The organism is Caulobacter sp. GW821-FHT12F03, from assembly GCF_058806855.1.
Genome location: NZ_JBXAQC010000003.1, coordinates 470,728 through 488,371, shown reverse-complemented (window position 1 = coordinate 488,371; position 17,644 = coordinate 470,728). Strand labels below are relative to the sequence as shown.

The 17,644-nt window shown below is 68.3% G+C and carries 20 protein-coding genes; 17 read left to right on the top strand and 3 right to left on the bottom strand.

The features are described 5' to 3' along the window. Positions 1–17: 17 nt before the first annotated feature. The 6 genes from secY (at position 18) to rplQ (ending at position 4,623) form a co-directional block, all read left to right on the top strand. Positions 18–1,376, top strand: a complete 1,359-nt coding sequence (gene secY / locus AC1RN0_RS11045) for a preprotein translocase subunit SecY (RefSeq protein ID WP_492787484.1) — start codon at positions 18–20, stop codon at positions 1,374–1,376. Between the two features lie 53 nt (positions 1,377–1,429). Then, positions 1,430–1,996 (top strand): adenylate kinase, encoded by a 567-nt coding sequence (locus AC1RN0_RS11040; RefSeq protein WP_492787483.1) that lies wholly within the window; start codon positions 1,430–1,432, stop codon positions 1,994–1,996. A 190-nt stretch (positions 1,997–2,186) separates the two neighbouring features. After that, on the top strand, positions 2,187–2,555 hold the full coding sequence (gene rpsM, locus AC1RN0_RS11035) for a 30S ribosomal protein S13 (protein ID WP_492787482.1): 369 nt from the start codon (positions 2,187–2,189) through the stop codon (positions 2,553–2,555). A gap of 11 nt (positions 2,556–2,566) precedes the next feature. Continuing rightward, entirely contained in the window at positions 2,567–2,956 is a 390-nt protein-coding gene (gene rpsK / locus AC1RN0_RS11030) for a 30S ribosomal protein S11 (protein ID WP_007662706.1), read from the top strand. A gap of 76 nt (positions 2,957–3,032) precedes the next feature. Beyond that, positions 3,033–4,049 (top strand): DNA-directed RNA polymerase subunit alpha, encoded by a 1,017-nt coding sequence (locus tag AC1RN0_RS11025; RefSeq protein WP_488901148.1) that lies wholly within the window; start codon positions 3,033–3,035, stop codon positions 4,047–4,049. Between the two features lie 163 nt (positions 4,050–4,212). Continuing rightward, on the top strand, positions 4,213–4,623 hold the full coding sequence (rplQ, locus tag AC1RN0_RS11020) for a 50S ribosomal protein L17 (RefSeq protein WP_488901147.1): 411 nt from the start codon (positions 4,213–4,215) through the stop codon (positions 4,621–4,623). A gap of 192 nt (positions 4,624–4,815) precedes the next feature. Here rplQ and AC1RN0_RS11015 read toward each other — a convergent pair whose 3' ends face one another. Then, a complete protein-coding gene (locus AC1RN0_RS11015) occupies positions 4,816–5,643 on the bottom strand; it encodes a DUF2306 domain-containing protein (protein WP_492787481.1) in 828 nt (275 codons plus the stop codon). A gap of 134 nt (positions 5,644–5,777) precedes the next feature. Here AC1RN0_RS11015 and AC1RN0_RS11010 point away from each other — a divergent pair, with 134 nt between their 5' ends. After that, positions 5,778–6,779, top strand: a complete 1,002-nt coding sequence (locus AC1RN0_RS11010) for an AraC family transcriptional regulator (protein ID WP_492787480.1) — start codon at positions 5,778–5,780, stop codon at positions 6,777–6,779. A gap of 125 nt (positions 6,780–6,904) precedes the next feature. Here AC1RN0_RS11010 and AC1RN0_RS11005 read toward each other — a convergent pair whose 3' ends face one another. Next, positions 6,905–7,771, bottom strand: coding sequence for an ABC transporter permease subunit (locus AC1RN0_RS11005; RefSeq protein WP_492787479.1), 867 nt, complete (start codon positions 7,769–7,771; stop codon positions 6,905–6,907). Continuing rightward, the gene (locus AC1RN0_RS11000; protein ID WP_492787478.1) at positions 7,761–8,654 is read right to left on the bottom strand and encodes an ABC transporter ATP-binding protein; all 894 of its coding nucleotides are present in this window, start codon (positions 8,652–8,654) and stop codon (positions 7,761–7,763) included. The genes AC1RN0_RS11005 and AC1RN0_RS11000 overlap by 11 nt, the downstream gene beginning before the upstream one ends. Positions 8,655–8,770: 116 nt before the next feature. Between AC1RN0_RS11000 and AC1RN0_RS10995 the strand changes: the two genes are divergently transcribed. The 10 genes from AC1RN0_RS10995 to AC1RN0_RS10950 all read left to right on the top strand — a co-directional run bounded on the left by AC1RN0_RS10995 (position 8,771) and on the right by AC1RN0_RS10950 (position 17,635). Further along, a complete protein-coding gene (locus AC1RN0_RS10995) occupies positions 8,771–9,994 on the top strand; it encodes an alkaline phosphatase family protein (RefSeq protein WP_492787477.1) in 1,224 nt (407 codons plus the stop codon). Positions 9,995–9,998: 4 nt separating this feature from the next. Beyond that, positions 9,999–10,448, top strand: a complete 450-nt coding sequence (locus AC1RN0_RS10990; protein ID WP_492787476.1) for a hypothetical protein — start codon at positions 9,999–10,001, stop codon at positions 10,446–10,448. Between the two features lie 53 nt (positions 10,449–10,501). Then, positions 10,502–10,969 (top strand): VOC family protein, encoded by a 468-nt coding sequence (locus AC1RN0_RS10985; RefSeq protein WP_492787475.1) that lies wholly within the window; start codon positions 10,502–10,504, stop codon positions 10,967–10,969. Next, positions 10,969–11,301, top strand: coding sequence for an ArsR/SmtB family transcription factor (locus AC1RN0_RS10980; protein ID WP_492787474.1), 333 nt, complete (start codon positions 10,969–10,971; stop codon positions 11,299–11,301). Before AC1RN0_RS10985 ends, AC1RN0_RS10980 begins: the two co-directional genes overlap by 1 nt. After that, positions 11,301–11,762, top strand: a complete 462-nt coding sequence (locus AC1RN0_RS10975; RefSeq protein ID WP_492787473.1) for an SRPBCC domain-containing protein — start codon at positions 11,301–11,303, stop codon at positions 11,760–11,762. Before AC1RN0_RS10980 ends, AC1RN0_RS10975 begins: the two co-directional genes overlap by 1 nt. Positions 11,763–11,895: 133 nt before the next feature. Next, entirely contained in the window at positions 11,896–12,240 is a 345-nt protein-coding gene (locus tag AC1RN0_RS10970; protein ID WP_492787472.1) for an MmcQ/YjbR family DNA-binding protein, read from the top strand. After that, the gene (locus tag AC1RN0_RS10965) at positions 12,237–13,544 is read left to right on the top strand and encodes a TCR/Tet family MFS transporter (protein ID WP_492787471.1); all 1,308 of its coding nucleotides are present in this window, start codon (positions 12,237–12,239) and stop codon (positions 13,542–13,544) included. The genes AC1RN0_RS10970 and AC1RN0_RS10965 overlap by 4 nt, the downstream gene beginning before the upstream one ends. Positions 13,545–13,756: 212 nt before the next feature. Then, positions 13,757–15,175 (top strand): Do family serine endopeptidase, encoded by a 1,419-nt coding sequence (locus AC1RN0_RS10960; protein ID WP_492787470.1) that lies wholly within the window; start codon positions 13,757–13,759, stop codon positions 15,173–15,175. Between the two features lie 189 nt (positions 15,176–15,364). Next, the gene (locus AC1RN0_RS10955; protein ID WP_492787469.1) at positions 15,365–16,669 is read left to right on the top strand and encodes a replication-associated recombination protein A; all 1,305 of its coding nucleotides are present in this window, start codon (positions 15,365–15,367) and stop codon (positions 16,667–16,669) included. Between the two features lie 177 nt (positions 16,670–16,846). After that, positions 16,847–17,635, top strand: a complete 789-nt coding sequence (locus tag AC1RN0_RS10950) for an RluA family pseudouridine synthase (RefSeq protein WP_492787468.1) — start codon at positions 16,847–16,849, stop codon at positions 17,633–17,635. Positions 17,636–17,644 lie beyond the last annotated feature (9 nt).

Sequence of the window (17,644 nt, the reverse complement as noted above, 5' to 3'; positions counted from 1 at the left end):
GAGTCGCGGGGACCTACATGGCTTCGGCCGCAGAGCAGCTAGCCGCAAACCTCAACTTCGGCGCCTTCCAGAAGGCGACGGAGCTGCACAAGCGCATCATGTTCACCATCATCGCGATGGTCGTGTATCGCCTCGGCACCTACATCCCGATCCCGGGCATCGATCCGGTCCAGTTCGCCAAGATCTTCGAAGGGCAGAACCAGGGCATCCTGGGCATGTTCAACATGTTCTCGGGCGGCGCGGTCCAGCGCATGGCGATCTTCGCCCTGAACGTGATGCCGTACATCTCGGCCTCGATCATCGTGCAGCTGCTCGGGACGGTCTATCCGCCCTGGGAAAAGCTCCGCAAGGAAGGCGGGGAGGCGGGTCGCAAGACCCTCAACCAGTACACCCGCTACCTGACCGTGGTCCTGGCCCTGGTCCAGTCGGCCGGCATCGCCTTCGGCATGATGAAGAGCGGCGTGGTCGTTCCGGGCATCGCGCCGGGCTTCTTCTTCGCCTCGACGGTCGTCACCCTGACGGGCGGCACCCTGTTCCTGATGTGGCTGGGCGAGCAGATCACCAGCCGCGGCGTGGGCAACGGCATCAGCCTTATCATCTTCGCCGGCATCGTCGCCGTCCTGCCGCGCAGCGTCTACCAGCTGCTGCAACAGGTCCAGGTCGGCTCGGTCAGCGGCGTGGCGGTCTTCATGCTGCTGGCCCTGGCGGTCGGCATCATCCTGGCCATCGTCTTCATGGAGCGCTCGCAGCGCCGCCTGCTGATCCAGTATCCCAAGCAGCAGCGGGGCGGCCGCTCGGTCGGCGGCGAAAGCTCCTTCCTGCCGCTGAAGATCAACACCTCGGGCGTGATCCCGCCGATCTTCGCCTCCTCGCTTCTGCTGCTGCCGGCGACGGCGGCGGGCTTCCTCCAGGCCGACGCCCTGCCGTCGTGGCTGCAGTGGCTGCCCGGCGCGGTGGCCAGCCTGCAGCACGGCCAGCCCCTGTTCATGGTGCTGTACGGCCTGCTGATCGTGTTCTTCTGCTTCTTCTACACGTCGGTGGTGTTCAATCCGGACGACACCGCGGAGAACCTGCGCAAGTACGGCGGCTTCATGCCGGGCATCCGCCCGGGCAAGCGAACGGCCGAGTACCTCGATTTCGTCCTGACCCGCCTGACGGTGATCGGCGCGGCCTATATCGCCGCCGTCTGTCTGATCCCGGAAGCCCTGACGAGCTTCATGGGCAGTCCGCAGCAGACCCGCGCCCTGGGCGGCACCTCGATCCTGATCGTCGTGTCGGTGACCATGGATACGGTGGCTCAGATCCAGTCGCACCTGCTGGCGCACCAGTACGAGGGGCTGATCAAGAAGTCGAAACTGCGGGGTGGTCGTAAGTAGACCGCGAGTTCGGAAGGCGTCCCGGCGCAAGATCGGGGCGAGGGGAGACTTCGATGAATCTGATCCTGTTCGGGCCGCCGGGGTGCGGTAAGGGCACCCAGGCCAAGCGTCTCGTCGACGAGCGCGGCATGGTCCAGCTCTCGACGGGCGACATGCTGCGGGCGGCCATCGCCTCGGGCTCCGATCTCGGAGAACGGGTCAAGGGCGTGCTGGCGCGGGGCGACCTGGTCTCGGACGAGATCGTCATCGCCCTGATCGAGGAACGTCTGCCGGAGGCGGAAGCCGCGGGCGGCGCCATCTTCGACGGCTTCCCGCGCACCGTGGCCCAGGCCGAGGCGCTTGATTCGATGCTGGCCGGTCGCGGCGAGAAGATCGATGTCGTGCTGCGGCTGCTGGTCGATGAGTCGGTCCTGCTGGAGCGGGTCACCGGCCGATTCGAACAACAGGGCCGTCCGGACGACAATCCGGAGACCTTCAAGACCCGCCTGGGCGCCTACAATGCCCAGACGGCCCCGCTGCTGCCCTACTACGAAGGGCAGGGGAAACTTGTAGCCGTTGACGGCATGGGCACGATGGATGCGGTTTCCGCCGCCATCGCCGCCGCGCTCGAAACGATCTGATGGCTGGCCGGATAGGTTGAAAATCAACCGTTTCCGGCATTGACGGCGGCGCACCGATCCCTATAACGGTGCGCTTCCGCGAAAGGCGCGACTCCCGCGTCGGCTCGAAGTGCAAGCTTAGAGCCGGTGTGATGGTCGCGTTCCGTTTTGCGCGTGCGTCCTACAGGGCGCGACAAAAGAGAGATTAGACGTGGCCCGTATCGCAGGCGTCAACATTCCGACGAACAAGCGCGTAGTGATCGCGCTTCAGTACATTCATGGCATCGGCCAGAAGTCCGCCAAGGACATCGTCGCCCGCGTGGGCATCGACGATGCGCGCCGGGTGAACCAGCTGACCGACGCCGAGGTCCTCCAGATCCGTGAAGCGATCGACAAGGACTTCACCGTCGAGGGCGACCTGCGCCGCGAGACGTCGACCAACATCAAGCGTCTGATGGACCTGGCCTGTTACCGCGGCCTGCGTCACCGCAAGGGCCTCCCGGTCCGCGGTCAGCGCACGCACACGAACGCCCGCACCCGCAAGGGTCCGGCCAAGCCGATCGCCGGCAAGAAGAAGTAGAGAGAGCCTCGATGGCCAAGGAACCGGCTCGCGTAAAGAAGCGCGAACGCAAGAACATCACCTCGGGCGTGGCGCACGTGAACGCCTCGTTCAACAACACCATGATCACGATCACCGACGCCCAGGGCAATACGATCTCCTGGTCGAGCGCCGGCGCCATGGGCTTCAAGGGTTCGCGCAAGTCGACCCCTTACGCCGCCCAGATGGCCGCCGAAGACGCCGGCAAGAAGGCCGCCGAGCACGGTGTGAAGACCCTGGAAGTGAACGTCTCCGGTCCGGGTTCGGGTCGTGAGTCGGCCCTGCGCGCGCTGCAGGCCGCCGGCATGACGATCACGACCATCCGTGACGTGACCCCGATTCCGCACAACGGCTGCCGGCCGCCGAAGCGCCGGCGAGTCTGAGTTCTATTAGCCGACCCTCCCGTCGCCGGCCGTGCGTTTCGCGGCCGGCGAAAATGCGTTCCAAGGACATCCGCCCGTGATCGAAAGAAACTGGAACGAGCTCATTCGCCCCGAAAAGCCGATGATCGAGACCGGCGCCGACGCCAGCCGCAAGGCTCGCATCGTCGCCGAACCCCTCGAGCGTGGTTTCGGTGTGACGCTCGGCAACGCGCTCCGTCGCGTTCTGCTCTCCTCCCTGCAAGGCGCGGCCGTGACCGCCGTCCAGATCGACGGCGTGGTTCACGAGTTCTCCTCGCTGGAAGGCGTGCGTGAGGACGTCGTCGACATCGTCCTCAACATCAAGCAGCTGGCCCTGCGGATGCACTCCGAAGGCCCCAAGCGCATGACCCTGCGGGCCACCGGCCCCGGCGTCGTGACGGCCGGCCAGATCGAAGTCCCGTCGGACATCGAGATCCTCAACCCCGACCACGTGCTCTGCACCCTGGACGACGGCGCTAACGTGCGCATGGAGTTCACGGTCAACAACGGCAAGGGCTACGTCCCGTCGGAGCAGAACCGTCCGGAAGACGCGCCGATCGGCCTGATCGCCGTCGACGCCCTCTACTCGCCGGTCAAGCGCGTCGCCTACCGCGTCGAGCCGACCCGTCAGGGTCAGTCGCTCGACTATGACAAGCTGGTGCTGGAAGTCGAAACCAACGGCGCCGTCGGTCCCGTGGACGCGGTGGCCTACGCCGCCCGCATCCTGCAGGACCAGCTGCAGATCTTCATCACCTTCGAAGAGCCCAAGGCCAAGACCGACGGCGAAGCGAAGCCGGAGCTGCCGTTCAACCCGGCGCTGCTGAAGAAGGTCGACGAGCTGGAGCTGTCGGTCCGTTCGGCCAACTGCCTGAAGAACGACAACATCGTCTACATCGGCGACCTGATCCAGAAGACGGAAGCGGAAATGCTCCGCACCCCGAACTTCGGCCGCAAGTCGCTGAACGAGATCAAGGAAGTGCTCGCGGGCATGAACCTGCATCTCGGCATGGACGTGCCCAACTGGCCGCCGGAAAACATCGAAGACCTGGCCAAGAAGTTCGAAGACCAGATCTAGTTCGCTTACCTCGCGCTATCTCCCGGATCGCCTGAAAGGGCGGTTCGGGGCCTTGAGACGCCGCAACAGCGGTCGAGGGCCCCGGCGCTTCGTTCTGACCCAGGCGGGAAACAGGCTGGGATGGGTGACAACACTGCGGGCTTGAGGCCCAGGAGAGACCAACATGCGTCACGGTAAGGCACACCGTAAACTGGGTCGTACGACCGCTCACCGGATGGCGATGTTCGCCAACATGTCGGCGAGCCTGATCAAGCACGAGCAGATCGTCACCACCCTGCCCAAGGCCAAGGAACTGCGCCCGATCGTCGAGAAGCTGATCACGCTCGGCAAGCGCGGCGACCTGCACGCCCGTCGCCAGGCCATCAGCCAGGTTCGCGACATCGAACAGGTCGGCAAGCTCTTCTCGGTGCTCGGCCCGCGCTACAAGGCCCGCAACGGCGGCTACATCCGCGTCCTGAAGGCCGGCTTCCGCCACGGCGACAACGCCGCCATGGCGATCATCGAATTCGTCGACCGCGACCCCGCCGAAAAGGGCAAGGACTCCGGTCCGGTCCAGACCTTCGGCGAAGACTGATCTTCGCGTCGACAGACTGAGACACTGAAAGGCCCCGGAGCGATCCGGGGCCTTTTGCTTTGGGGTGGTGGCGGGACCGCAGCCACCCTGAATGGAATCCGGGTCGGCTTGAAGGGGCGGCGAGTCGGGTGTTCTTCGCGGAGCTCCGGTGCAACGGCCTTGCGCGCCGTTGCACCGGCCGCGCATGCGCCGTCACATCATGTAGGGCCCCCACATAAAGACGACAGCGCCGACGGCGCCTCCGGCCGTGACGAGCGTCATGGCGATCACCAGGTGGGCGGTGCGGCGTTTGACGTTGGGCTTCGTACTCCGCTGCGCGCGGAGATAGACCTCAAGCACGGCCAGGGGGATCAGATAGGAGCCGAACTGAAGCAGGATATCTGCCGGGCCCGATAGCGTGCGGTTCATGCCAAGGCCTCCGCCCGACACCAGCACCCAGGCCATGATCGCCACCCGCAGGAACCAGACGCCGTTGACGACTAGGAAGGCGCGCATGGCCCAGCGCCGGTGGGCCTCGAAATTCCGTCCGGCGGCCAACCGCCACGCCAGCGCCGCGAAGACCAGGATGAGCACGCCATTCAGGGACACCGACACCGCCGAGATGAGCGAAAGATATGTGTGGCGCACCCATGTCAGCCACAGCCCGCCCAGGGCCATCACGTAGGCGATGACGAAGAACAGTCGCCCATTCCAGCGGTGCAAGGCTGGCGCCCTCCGGCGGATCGCCGGAAGGAGTTGCAGGAGCCCCCCCAGCGTCACCACCGCTGCCAGCAGCACATGGATGGCGAACATCAGGTTGCCCGGGTGATCTCCCGGAACGTAGCCCTTGATGATCGGCTTGTCGTTCCAACCGGCCAGATCGCCGCCCATGGTCTTGCGGCCATAATGGGCGATGATCATCCAGATGAAGGCGCCCTGGCCTGCCGCCGCGACCAGGAACCAGGCCAGGCCGGCCCGTCGCAGAAGGGTCCCGTCCGGCGAAGCCGTGACCGAAGGGCTTGGAGGTTCTAAGGTCGTCACGTCGCTTTGCTCCTGGCGCGTTGTCGATGGCCGGGGTGTGCGGGATCTTGCGGCGGCGATCTCGCCGATTTGGAAATCGGCTAGGGATTTAGGAGCGGGCTTGTGAGCGGCGTGGTCAGAGGAACTGGCGTTTGATGAGCGCTGAAGGCTTGATCTCGACATCCCGTCCCGGCGGTCGTCCGGATGACATCTCTCTGTATGGCGGGCTCTTCGCGGGGGCGGTGGGCGCGTTCTGCTTCACCCAGATCATCGGACATCGGCTCGGGCTGGTCTCGGACATCATCGCCATTGCGGGCGACGCGACATGCGGCTGGTCGTGGCTGCTGGTCCGGGCGCTCTTTCGATCCGCCAAGGCTCCACGCGAGTCATCGCCCCTGTTGCTGGTGCTGTTCCTGGTAGCGTCCGGCGCCGTGCTGCGCCTTGTTGGCGGCAGCGCCGAGCCTGTGCCGCGTATGGTGGCGAACCTGGGCGAGTTGGTCAGTTCCACTCTTCTGCTGCTGGCCGCCATTGAACCCTTGAGGGGGCTGAACCCGCGCATGGGTCGGGGCGAGCGACGCTTTCGCATGATCTTTTCGGCCGGCTACGTTGCGTTGCTGGCCATTGCGGTCATCTGGGTCGATGGCGCCCCGGCGGGCGCGGCGCCGGCCCATTGGAAAATGGCGATCAAATCCTTCTGTGCGGCCTGCGCCTTGCTGGGGATGGCGTACGCCATCTGGTACCGCCATCGTCACCCTCTGGCGGCGCCTCGCCCCGACCGGCGGCGCGACAGACCGGCCGTTGAGGGTGGCCTGGCCGCGTCCGTTCGAACTCTCATGGTGCACGAGGCCCTCCACAGCCGGCAGAGCCTGAAGGTTGCGGATGTGGCCCGCCGCCTCGGCGAGCCCGAATACAGGATCACGCAGTGCATCACCGGTCCTCTGGGCTTCCGAAACTTCAACCAGATGGCCAACTATTTCCGTGTCGAGGAAGCCAAACGGCGTCTGGCGGATGCCGCCTATGATCACCTTCCCATCCTCACAATCGCCTACGATTGCGGGTTTGCTTCGATCGGTCCCTTCAACAGGGCGTTCAAGGCCGAGACGGGACTTACCCCCCAGCAATTTCGAAGAACGTCCTCGCCGACGCGGGGCGCCTAACACCCCCGAGCCATGGTGGCGACGGCGGCTGCGAGGCAGGCGACCATCCTGGCGTCCGCTGCACGCGCGATTCGAGCCTTGATCCCTGCGCCACGGTCCGCTCCGCTCCGACGCCAGCCGAAACACTACTCCCGCGTGAGATCCTGTCTCTGGAACAACCAGACGGCGAGGGCGGTCAGGGCGGCGATCCAGGCGATCAGGGCGACCAGCGCCACGGGCCAGTTGATGTCCGGCGCGACGCCCATCTGCGGCGGCGACATGGCCGCCTTCAGCAGGTCCGACTGAAGCACCGGGAAGCCGAGCAGATACTGCAGCGGCGGGTCCAGCGGGTTGTCGAAGCCCTTCTGCAGCTGGCTGACGGCGAAGCCCTGGACGATCCACACGCCGACCGGAACCAGCAGGGCGGCGAGGCCGGCGCGGGTGGCCACGGCGATCACCGCCGCCAGGGCGCCGAGCGCCGTCATCTCGAGGAAGGCGATGCCGAACATGCCGGCCAGCTGGGCGTTGGTGTTGCCCTCGGCCGTCGACCAGACGACTCCGCTGCCGGTGAGGAGGCCCGACAGCATTGCGGCGACGATCCCGCCGACCGCCAGCAACAAAAGACCGATCACGGTGACAAGGCCGAACGTCGCCATCTTGCCCAGCAACAGGTTGGCGCGCGTGTTGCGCGGGGTGAGGAACCGCCAGGTCTCCCAGCGATAGTCGCCGGCCAGGATGGCCGAGGCGGCGATCAGGAAGAACAGCTGCACGATGAAGAAGTTGGAGCCGGAGACGGCCTCGACCGCCTGGTTCAGCAGAGAGACCGGCGCGCGGGCGAGGGCGGCGGCCGGGTTGCCCTCGGCGATGGCCTTGCCGATCAGGTGGCGCATCAGCAGCCCCTGGATCAGGCCGATGACGATGCTGACCAGCGGCACGAAGGCCAGGCTCCAGAACACCGTCCCGCGCGCCTTGAAGAAGCGCAGCCGCTCGGCGGCGAAAGCGTCAGCGAGCATCCGCGTCTCCCGTGGAATCGAGGAACACCGTCTCGAGATCGCCGCCGATCCAGCGGGCCTCGGTGATGTCGACCTTGGCCTTGACCAGCGCCGCGATCAGCGCCGGCGCGTCGGCGCGGGGAATGGCGGCGAAGGCGGCGTCCGCCCCGTCAGCCGCGCCCTTCGCGCCCAGGAGTTCGAGGACCTTGTCCCGCGGCGAAGCGAGCAGCCGCAGCCGCTCGTTGACGGCGGTCATCTGGTCGACCCGGCCGTCCTTCACCAGCTTGCCGCGGTCGAGAATGGCCACGGAGTCGCAGACCCGCTGAACCTCGTCGAGCTGGTGGCTGGCGAGGATGATGGTCACCCCGTCCTTGTCGGCCAGCTCGCGCATCAGGGCGCGCATCTCGAGGATGCCGGCCGGGTCCATGCCGCTGGTCGGCTCGTCGAGGATCAGCACTTCCGGCTTGGTCAGCAGGGCGGCGGCCAGCGCCAGCCGCTGCTTCATGCCGACGGAGTAGCCGTTGACCTTGCGGTCGGCGGCCTCGGTCAGGCCCACCCGTTGCAGCCAGCCGTCGATGTCGGGGGTCTTGAGGCCTGATTCCAGCGCCAGCATCTGCAGCGTGTCTCGGGCGGTCAGCCACGGCAGGAAGCGCGGCGTCTCGATGACCGCTCCGATCCGCCGCAGCGCCTTGATGTCGCCGGCGGGGGCGCCGAGCAGGCGGGTCTCGCCGGTGGTCGGCCGCACCAGGCCCAGCACGATGCGGAACAGGGTGCTCTTGCCGGCGCCGTTCGGGCCGAGGATGCCGAAGATCCCGCCGCGCGGGATGTTCAGCGTCAGCCCGTCGAGGGCCTTGACCGTGCCGTAGGCCTTGCCGACGTCGACGGCCTCGAGGGCGAAGCTCATTGGGGCATCCTGGGGTTCGCTCACGGTCATATACGGGTGATAGAGCGCGACTATGACGACCGCGCTTGAGTCCGCCAAGCGCGTGGGCGCAGATGATCCCCTGCTGGAGTGTTTTGATGATCGCCGTCCTTCGCCGCGCCTGCCTGGCGATCCTTGTCCTGCTGTTCGCCGGCGCGCCGGCGCTGGCCGCCGACCGGGCGCCGGTGCTGCTGATTTCGATCGACGGCTTTCGCGCCGAGTACGCCACCCGGGGCCTGACACCGACGCTCGCGGCGCTGGCGGCCGACGGGGCCACCGCGCCGGACGGCATGCGGCCCTCGTTCCCGGTCAACACCTTCCCCAATCACTACACGCTGGTCACCGGTCTGCGGCCCGACCACCACGGCATCACCGACAACACCCTCTACGACGAGGGCCGGCCGGGGGTGAAGTTCAGCATGAGCGCCCGCGACCAGGTGCAGGACCGCTTCTGGTGGGACGACGGCGAGCCGGTCTGGGTGACGGCCGAGCAGCACGGCCTGCGCGCCTTCACCATGTACTGGCCGGGCTCGGAGGCGGCGATCCACGGCGTCCATCCCCGCCAGTGGTTCGTCTATGACGAAAAGGACCCGGCGTTCGCCCGCGTCGACCGGGTGCTTGGCTGGCTGGATCTGCCGGCGGACCAGCGGCCGGACTTCATGACCCTCTATTTCGAGGCCATCGACACCGTCGGCCACCGGGTCAGCCCCGAGGGGGCCGATCTCAACCAGGCGCTCGGCGAGGTCGACGCGGCCCTGGCCCGCCTTGTCGCCGGCCTGAAGGCGAGGGGGCTGTACGACCGGGTCAACCTGGTCATCGTCGCCGATCACGGCATGGCTGGGACCTCGCCCGACCGGATCGTCTTCCTCGACGACCTGGTCCCGATCGGCGACATCACGACCGTGACCCTCGGCACGGTGTCGGGCCTGATCCCGCGCACCCCGGCCGCCGAGGCCGCGCTGGTCGGCAGGCATCCGCATGTCGAGTGCTGGCGCAAGGCGGAGCTGCCGAAGCGCTTCCACTACGGGACCCACCGGCGCATCCCGCCGGTCATCTGCCTGCCCGAGACGGGCTGGCTGCTGACGACGCGCGACTGGGCCGCGCGCCGGCCGATGACCGGCCCGGCCGGCTCGCACGGCTACGATCCCGACGCGGTCGAGATGCGCGCCCTGTTCGTCGCCCATGGCCCCGCCTTCCGCCCGGGCGTGCGGCTGCCGGTGTTTGACAATGTCTCGGTCTATCCGCTGATCATGCGGCTGCTGGGGCTCAAGCCCCGCCCCAACGACGGCCGCGCGAAGGATACCGCCCGCGCCCTGAGGTGACGCCATGGACGCCGAGGACCAGCTTGAGGGCTTCATCGGCAAATTCAGCGACAGCGTGGCGGCGCAGGCGCGCGACGCGGTCGGCCGCATGCGCCGTCGCCTGCCGGGCGCGGTCATCGCCGTCTATGACAACTACAACGCCCTCGCGATCGGCTTCGGCACGGGCGAGCGGGTCGGCGACATGGTGTTTTCCCTGGCTGTCTATCCGCTCTGGGTCAGCCTGTTCTTCGGCCAGGGCGCGCGCCTGGACGACCCGCACGGTCTGCTGCGGGGGGCGGGGAGCCGGGTTCGTCACATCGTCCTGACGCCGGTCGACCGGCTCGACGATCCGCGGGTGGTCGAGCTGATGGCCCGCGCCATGGCCCATGCGCCGCAACTGGCGGACCCGGCGACGCCCGGCCGGATGATCATCAAGTCGATTTCGCCCAACCAGCGGCCGCGCCGCCCGGCTTGACGAGATAGTTTCCCCATGCATTAAATATTGCCTGTTTTGCGCAGGAGATCGTCATGGCCGCCAAACGCGCCCTCTCGTCCGCCGTCGTCTATCGCGACCCCATGGCGGCGCTGAAATGGCTGGAAGAGGCCTTCGGCTTCGAGACCACCCTGCTGATCGAGGACGAAGCTGGCAATCTGGCCCATTCGCAGATGGTCTATGGCGACAGCCTGGTCATGATCGGCAACGAATGGACCGACGAGCACCGCAGCCCGGCCTCGATCGACGGCCTGATGACCCAGACGGTGCACATCCAGCTGGCCGACGGGGAGGGGACCGTCGACGACCACTGCGAGCGCGCCCGCAGGGCCGGGGCGGTGATCGTCGCCGAACCCTCGACCCAGTTCTATGGCGACCGCACCTACCGCTGCAAGGATCTGGAAGGCCACGTCTGGACCGTCGCCCAGACAGTCGAGATCAAGGGGCCCGAGGACTGGCACACGGCGGACATGGGCCTGAAGACGACGATCTACAAAGCCTGATGCCCCAGGCCGCCCGTCTCGACGCGACCCTCGCGGCGCTGGCCGATCCGCACCGTCGCCGGGTGGTCGAGCTGCTGCGCGAGCGGCCGCGCCGGGCCGGGGAGCTGGCCCAGGCCGCCGGCCTGACGGCCCCGGCCATGAGCCGCCACCTGCGCACCCTGCGCCAGTCGGGCCTGGTCGAGGAGACTTCGCCCGACTTCGACGCCCGCGTGCGCGTCTATCACCTGAGGCCCGAGCCGATGGTTCATCTGTTGCGCTGGCTGGAAGAGACGGAGCGGCTGTGGACCGCCCAGCTGGCGGCCTTCAAGGCGCATGTCGAGCAGGCCGACTGATGGCCTCGCGGGTGCTGGTCTCGCTGCGGGTCCGGGCGACCCCGGCCCGGGCGTTCGAGGCCTTCACGGCCGAGATCGGCCAGTGGTGGACGCCCAACAGCCTGTTCGCCTTCACCCCGCGCGAGCCGGGGGTGCTGTCGTTCGACGGTCAGGATCGCCTGATCGAGACCCGCGCGGGCGGCAAGGTGTTCGAGATCGGCCGGGTCAGCGTCTGGGAGCCGGGCGTCCGCCTCGTGGTCGGCTGGCGCCAGGCGAGCTTCACGCCGGACATGGCCACGGAGGTCGAGGTGACCTTCGAACCGGTCGGCGAGGAGACCCGCGTCACCGTCACCCATACCGGCTGGGACAGCGTGCCCCAGGCCCATGTCGCCAAACACGGCTTCCCCGAGACAGCCTTCCTGGCGCGCCACGGCGAATGGTGGCGGGCGCTGCTGGGGCGGCTGGGGGCGTATGTGGGATGATGTGCGTGGTTCGAGACCCTCGCCTGAGGCTCGCTCCTCACCATGACGCACAGCTGTGCCGTCCAACCCTCGGCGTCATCCTGAGGCGCGGCGAAGCCGCGTCTCGAAGGACGCTCCCTGTCAGGGCAATCCAATGACCCCCGCCACCATCCGCACCCTCGCCCTCTCGCTCCCCGAAGCCGAGGAACACCCGCACTTCGACCGCGCCTCGTTCCGCGTGCGCGGCAAGATCTTCGCCACCCTGCCGCCGGTCGGCGAGGACGGGGTGCGCAAGGTCGTCCTCAAGCTGCCGGAACTGGTCAAGGAGAGCCTGCAGCAGACTGACAGCAGCGCCATCGTGTCGCTCGGAAACTGGGACAAGGGCGGCTGGACGCAACTCGACATCGGGCGCATGGACGGGGAGAAACTGGCCGATCTGGTGCGCCTCGCCTGGCGACAGGTCGCGCCGAAGAGCCTGAGCGCCGGGGAGCGACCATGACCGATCAACACCAGGCGGCGGCGCCCGCGGGCCGCCGCGCGGCCTTCGGCTTCATCTTCTTTTCGGCGCTGCTCAACAGCGTCTCGTTCGGGATCATGATCCCGATCCTGCCCAACCTGGTGAAGCTGCTGGCCGGCGGCGACACGGCCACGGCCGCCGACTGGAACGTCGTCTTCGGCGCCACCTGGGGCGTGATGCAGTTCGTCATCGGCCCGATCCTGGGCATGCTGTCGGACCGCTATGGCCGCCGGCCGGTCCTGCTGCTGTCGCTGTTCGGGCTGGGGGTCGACTTCCTGTTCATGGCCTTCGCGCCGAGCCTCGCCTGGCTGCTGGTCGGCCGGATCCTCAACGGCATGACGGCGGCGACCTTCTCGACGGCCAACGCCTATGTCGCCGACGTCACCCCGCCGGACCAGCGGGCGCGGGTGTTCGGCATCATGGGCTCGGCCTTCAGCTTCGGCTTCCTCGTCGGCCCGGCGCTGGGCGGCTGGCTCGGCGACCTCAGCCTGAAGATGGCCGACCCGGTGATCTTCGGCGTGACGCTGCACATGGCCATGCGCCTGCCCTTCTATGTGGCGGCGGGCCTGACCCTGCTGAACCTGCTCTACGGCGCGTTCGTGCTGCCGGAGTCGCTCGACGTCGACAAGCGCGCCACCCGCTTCAACTGGCTGAAGGCCAATCCGCTCGGCTCGCTGATCCTGCTGCGTTCGCACGTCGATCTGGCGGGCCTGGCCACGGTCGGCTTCCTGTTCCAGCTGGCGCACACGGTGCTGCCGTCGATCTTCGTGCTCTACGTCGGCTACCGCTACGACTGGAGCCCCTCGACCATGGGCATGACCATGGCCCTGACGGGCATCCTCGGCATCGTCGTGCAATTCCTGCTGGTCGGCCCGGTGGTCAAGCGCATCGGCGAGAAGGGCGCCCTGCTGGTCGGGGCGATGTTCGGTTTCCTCGGCTTCGCCATCTACGGCGCGGCGCCGACCGGGGCGCTGTACCTCGTCGGCACGCCGGTGTTCGCCCTGATGGGCTTTCTCCAGCCGGGCCTGATGGGTCTGATGAGCCGCCGCGTCCTGCCGCAGGAACAGGGCCAGCTGCAGGGCGCCAACCAGAGCCTGCAGGGCATCGCCTCGATGCTCGGTCCGGTGCTGTACGGCCTGACCTTCGCCTGGTCGGTGCGTCACGACGCGACCCTGCACCAGCCGGGCCTGGCGATCTTCCTCGCCGCCGGCCTGATGCTGGCCGCCTTCCTGATCGGCCTGACGGTGGCCCGGCCGGCGAAACCCGAACCGATCCTCTCCGCGTAGCGGGGAGGGGGACCACGCGGAGCGTGGTGGAGGGGAGTCCGTGCACCGACTCCCCTCAGTCACGGCGGAGTTTATCCTCGGGTCGGCCCGCGGCCGGACCTCGGGCGTGACAGTTCCCCCACAGGTGGGGAGCATGAGGGAGGCCCGCGCCATCATTGCGCCAGAAATCTTGGCTGTTCTGCGAACGGGGCAATGCTGACCTGAAAGACCTCATGCGCGCGACACGACTGATTCTCCCGACCCTGGTGCTGCTGGCCGCCTGTTCCGGCCCGGCGCCCAAATCCTCGGCCCAGGACGCGGGCCTCGCCCAGCCGACCAAGGCCCCGCCGTCCAGCGTCGAGGGCCTGAAGACCTCCTTCGCCCCGGTGGTGAAGCGGGCCGCGCCGGCGGTGGTCAACGTCTCGAGCAAGCGCGTCGTGCGCCAGCGCGTCGATCCCTTCTGGGACATGTTCACCGGCGGCGGCGTGCCCCAGGCCCGCATCGCCCAGTCGCTCGGCTCGGGCGCGATCGTGCGCGCCGACGGCGTGATCCTGACCAACAACCACAACATCGAGGGCGCGGACGAGATCATGGTCCAGCTGGCCGACCGGCGGGAGTTTCCGGCCAAGGTGCTGCTGGCCGACCCGCGCTCGGATCTGGCGGTGCTGAAGATCGACACCGGCGGCGAACGGCTGCCGGTCATCGCCATCGATGACGACGAGACCCTTGAGGTCGGCGACCTGGTGCTGGCCATCGGCAACCCGTTCGGCGTCGGCCAGACGGTGACCAACGGCATCATCTCGGCCACGGCCCGCTCCAACGTCGGCATCACCGACTACGGCTTCTTCCTGCAGACCGACGCGGCCATCAATCCGGGCAACAGCGGCGGGCCGCTGGTCGACATGGATGGCGACCTGGTCGGGGTGAACACCGCCATCCTGTCGCGCTCGGGCCAGTCGTCCGGCGTCGGCTTCGCCATTCCCGCCGCCATGGCCCGTCAGGTGGTCACCGCCGCGCTCGGCGGCGAACACGCGGTGATCCGGCCCTGGCTCGGCGCCCGCACCCAGGCGGTGACGCCCGACGTCGCCCGCAGCCTCGGTCTGCCGGCGCCGCGCGGCGTGGTCATCACCGATGTCTGGCCAGGCGGCCCGGCCCAGCGCGCGGGCCTGAAGATCGGCGACGTGATTCTCGACGTCGGCGGCGAAGCGGTGAACGACGAGGGCGGCGCCACCTACCAGTTCGGCTCGCGCCGGCCCGGCGAGACGGTTCCGGTGAAGATCCTGCGCGACAACGCCGAACGCAGCCTGACGGTGCGCGCCGAACCGGCCCCCGGCGGTCGCGGCGACGAGCGGACCATCTCCGGCGCCAACCCCTTCCAGGGCGCGACGGTGGCCAACCTGTCCCCGGCCATCGCCGACGAGATCGGCGTCGATCCCTTCGCCGGCAAGGGCGGCGGGGTGGTGGTCACCCGCGTGGCCCAGGGTTTCGCCCAGCAGGCCGGCCTCAAACCCGGCGACATGGTCCGCGAAATCAACGGCCGCCCGATCACCTCGATGGGCGACCTCAACGCCGCCCTCGGCGCCGGCGGCAAGGTCTGGCGCGTGACCATCCAGCGCGGCGGCCAGATGATCTCGGCCGCGTTCCGGACCTGAGCGATCCTCCCCACGCAGTGGGGAGGGGGACCACGCGGAGCGTGGTGGAGGGGCAGCGCCGTCGGGCAGCGGGTATCCACGTTCTGGCGCCCGCTGGTCGACGCCGGCTCCACCCCTCAGTCACGCTCCGCGCGACAGCTTCCCACAAGTGGGGAGCATCGACCGTGATTCAGATGCTACACCATCCCCATGTCCGACCTGTTCGAGGCCGCCGGCCTGACTCCCCATGCCCCAGCCCCGCTCGCCGAGCGGCTGCGGCCGCATGCGCTCGAGGACGTCGTCGGCCAGGACCACCTGCTCGGCGAGGGCGGCCCGATCCGGCGGATGATCGCCGGCAATCGCCTGGGCTCGATGATCCTCTGGGGCCCGCCGGGCACCGGCAAGACGACCATCGCCCGGCTGCTGGCCAAGGCCGCCGGCTATGAGTTCCAGCAGATCAGCGCGGTCTTCTCCGGCGTCGCCGACCTGAAGAAGGCCTTCGAGCAGGCGAAGATGCGCCGCGCCGCCGGCCAGTCGACCCTGCTGTTCGTCGACGAGATCCACCGCTTCAACCGCGCCCAGCAGGACGGCTTCCTGCCGTTCGTGGAGGAGGGGACCATCACCCTCGTCGGAGCCACGACCGAGAACCCCAGCTTCGAGCTCAACGGCGCCCTGCTGTCGCGCTGCCAGGTCTATGTCCTGCGCCGGCTCGACGAGGCGGCGATGGAACAGCTGCTGCAACGGGCCGAGGCCGAGACGGGTCTGACCCTGCCGCTCGAGCCGGCCGCCCGCGAGACCCTGATCGCCATGGCCGACGGCGACGGCCGCTATCTGCTGACCCTGGCCGAGACCCTGCTGGCCATCGGCTCGCCCAAACCGCTGACCCCGGCCGAGCTGGGGCAGGTGCTGCAGAAGCGCAGCCCGGCCTACGACAAGGACCGCGAGGAGCACTACAACCTCATCAGCGCCCTGCATAAGTCGGTGCGCGGCAGCGATCCGGACGCGGCCCTCTACTGGCTGGCGCGCATGCTGGAAGGCGGCGAGGACCCGCTGTTCATCGCCCGCCGTCTGACGCGCATGGCCAGCGAGGACATCGGCGCAGCCGACCCCATGAGCCTGCTGCTGTGCAACGCGGCGAAGGATACCTACGATTTTCTCGGCAGCCCCGAGGGCGAGCTGGCCCTGGCCCAGGCCTGTGTGCACATGGCCTGCGCGCCCAAGTCGGTGGCCGTCTACAAGGCCTTCGGCGCGGCGCGGAAAGCCGCCCGGGAGACAGGCTCCCTGGCCCCGCCCAGCCACATCCTCAACGCCCCGACCCGCCTGATGAAGGACCTCGGCTACGGCGCGGGCTACGCCTACGACCCGGATACGGAAGAGGGCTTCAGCGGCCAGAACTACTTCCCGGACGGCATGGAGCGTCGCCAGTTCTACAAGCCGAAAGGCGAGGGTCACGAGGCGAAGGTGCGCGAGCGGCTGGAGCGCTGGGCCGGCATGCGCCGGGAAAAGAACAGATGATCATCCTCTCCCTCTTGGGAGAGGGGGACCATGTGAAGCATGGTGGAGTGGGATGCGCTGTTGTGTGCCATCCCCGATCCGACCTCACAACCTCGTCCCGAATGTCCCTGCAAACCCCTGTGCTTCCCACTCCACCAGCCTGCGGCTGGTCCCCCTCTCCCAAGAGGGAGAGGTAAGATGTCTCCCCGCTCTCCCAAAAAGCAAAAGGCCCAGGAAAAGCCGATCATCCTCACGCCGGAGGAGATCGCCTTCATCCAGGGCATCGTGATCGCGCAGGACGCCCACATCATCGCCCTGAACAAGCCGGCGGGCCTCAGCAGCCAGGGCGGGCGGATCAACGCCAACACGCTCGACGAGCTGACCTGGGCCTTCGCCCGCCCGGGCGGATCGCGGCCGCGGCTGGTGCACCGGCTGGACCGCGACACCTCGGGCGTGATCCTCACCGCCCGCACCCAGCCCGCCGCAAGTTTCCTCGGCAAGGCCATGATCGCGAAGCGCTTTCGCAAGACCTACCTGGCCATCGTCGCGCCCGGCGCGCCCTCGCCGAAGGGCGGGGTCATCGACAGCCCGCTGCGCCGCGAGAGCATCGGCCGCGAGGCCTACATGCGCATCTCCGCGCCTGACCATCCCGACTCGGAGACCGCGAAGACCCGCTACCGCACCCTGTCGGCGACGCCCGAGGCGGCGCTGATGGAGCTCAGCCCCGAGACCGGCCGCATGCACCAGCTGCGCGTGCACATGGCCAGCCTCGGCCGGCCGATCATCGGCGACGCCCGCTACGGCGGGGCGTTGATGGCCGGCGGCCTGCCGGTCCCCCGGCTGATGCTGCACGCCGTGAAGCTGACCTTTCCGCATCCGGACGGGGAGACGATGACGATCGAGGCCCCGCCGCCGGAGGATTTCCAGCGGCTGGCGGCCGGACTGGGGCTGGCGCTGCCGGGAACCGGAACCCCCGACAGCGCGTAGAACAGGCAG

Bases quoted from the DNA above. Each gene is read 5' to 3' on its own strand.
- secY (WP_492787484.1), top strand. From the start codon at position 18: ATGGCTTCGGCCGCAGAGCAGCTAGCCGCAAACCTCAACTTCGGCGCC.
- AC1RN0_RS11040 (WP_492787483.1), top strand. From the start codon at position 1,430: ATGAATCTGATCCTGTTCGGGCCGCCGGGGTGCGGTAAGGGCACCCAG.
- rpsK (WP_007662706.1), top strand. From the start codon at position 2,567: ATGGCCAAGGAACCGGCTCGCGTAAAGAAGCGCGAACGCAAGAACATC.
- rplQ (WP_488901147.1), top strand. From the start codon at position 4,213: ATGCGTCACGGTAAGGCACACCGTAAACTGGGTCGTACGACCGCTCAC.
- AC1RN0_RS11010 (WP_492787480.1), top strand. From the start codon at position 5,778: ATGAGCGCTGAAGGCTTGATCTCGACATCCCGTCCCGGCGGTCGTCCG.
- AC1RN0_RS11005 (WP_492787479.1), bottom strand. From the start codon at position 7,771: ATGCTCGCTGACGCTTTCGCCGCCGAGCGGCTGCGCTTCTTCAAGGCG.
- AC1RN0_RS11000 (WP_492787478.1), bottom strand. From the start codon at position 8,654: ATGAGCTTCGCCCTCGAGGCCGTCGACGTCGGCAAGGCCTACGGCACG.
- AC1RN0_RS10995 (WP_492787477.1), top strand. From the start codon at position 8,771: ATGATCGCCGTCCTTCGCCGCGCCTGCCTGGCGATCCTTGTCCTGCTG.
- AC1RN0_RS10990 (WP_492787476.1), top strand. From the start codon at position 9,999: ATGGACGCCGAGGACCAGCTTGAGGGCTTCATCGGCAAATTCAGCGAC.
- AC1RN0_RS10985 (WP_492787475.1), top strand. From the start codon at position 10,502: ATGGCCGCCAAACGCGCCCTCTCGTCCGCCGTCGTCTATCGCGACCCC.
- AC1RN0_RS10980 (WP_492787474.1), top strand. From the start codon at position 10,969: ATGCCCCAGGCCGCCCGTCTCGACGCGACCCTCGCGGCGCTGGCCGAT.
- AC1RN0_RS10975 (WP_492787473.1), top strand. From the start codon at position 11,301: ATGGCCTCGCGGGTGCTGGTCTCGCTGCGGGTCCGGGCGACCCCGGCC.
- AC1RN0_RS10970 (WP_492787472.1), top strand. From the start codon at position 11,896: ATGACCCCCGCCACCATCCGCACCCTCGCCCTCTCGCTCCCCGAAGCC.
- AC1RN0_RS10965 (WP_492787471.1), top strand. From the start codon at position 12,237: ATGACCGATCAACACCAGGCGGCGGCGCCCGCGGGCCGCCGCGCGGCC.
- AC1RN0_RS10960 (WP_492787470.1), top strand. From the start codon at position 13,757: ATGCGCGCGACACGACTGATTCTCCCGACCCTGGTGCTGCTGGCCGCC.
- AC1RN0_RS10955 (WP_492787469.1), top strand. From the start codon at position 15,365: ATGTCCGACCTGTTCGAGGCCGCCGGCCTGACTCCCCATGCCCCAGCC.
- AC1RN0_RS10950 (WP_492787468.1), top strand. From the start codon at position 16,847: ATGTCTCCCCGCTCTCCCAAAAAGCAAAAGGCCCAGGAAAAGCCGATC.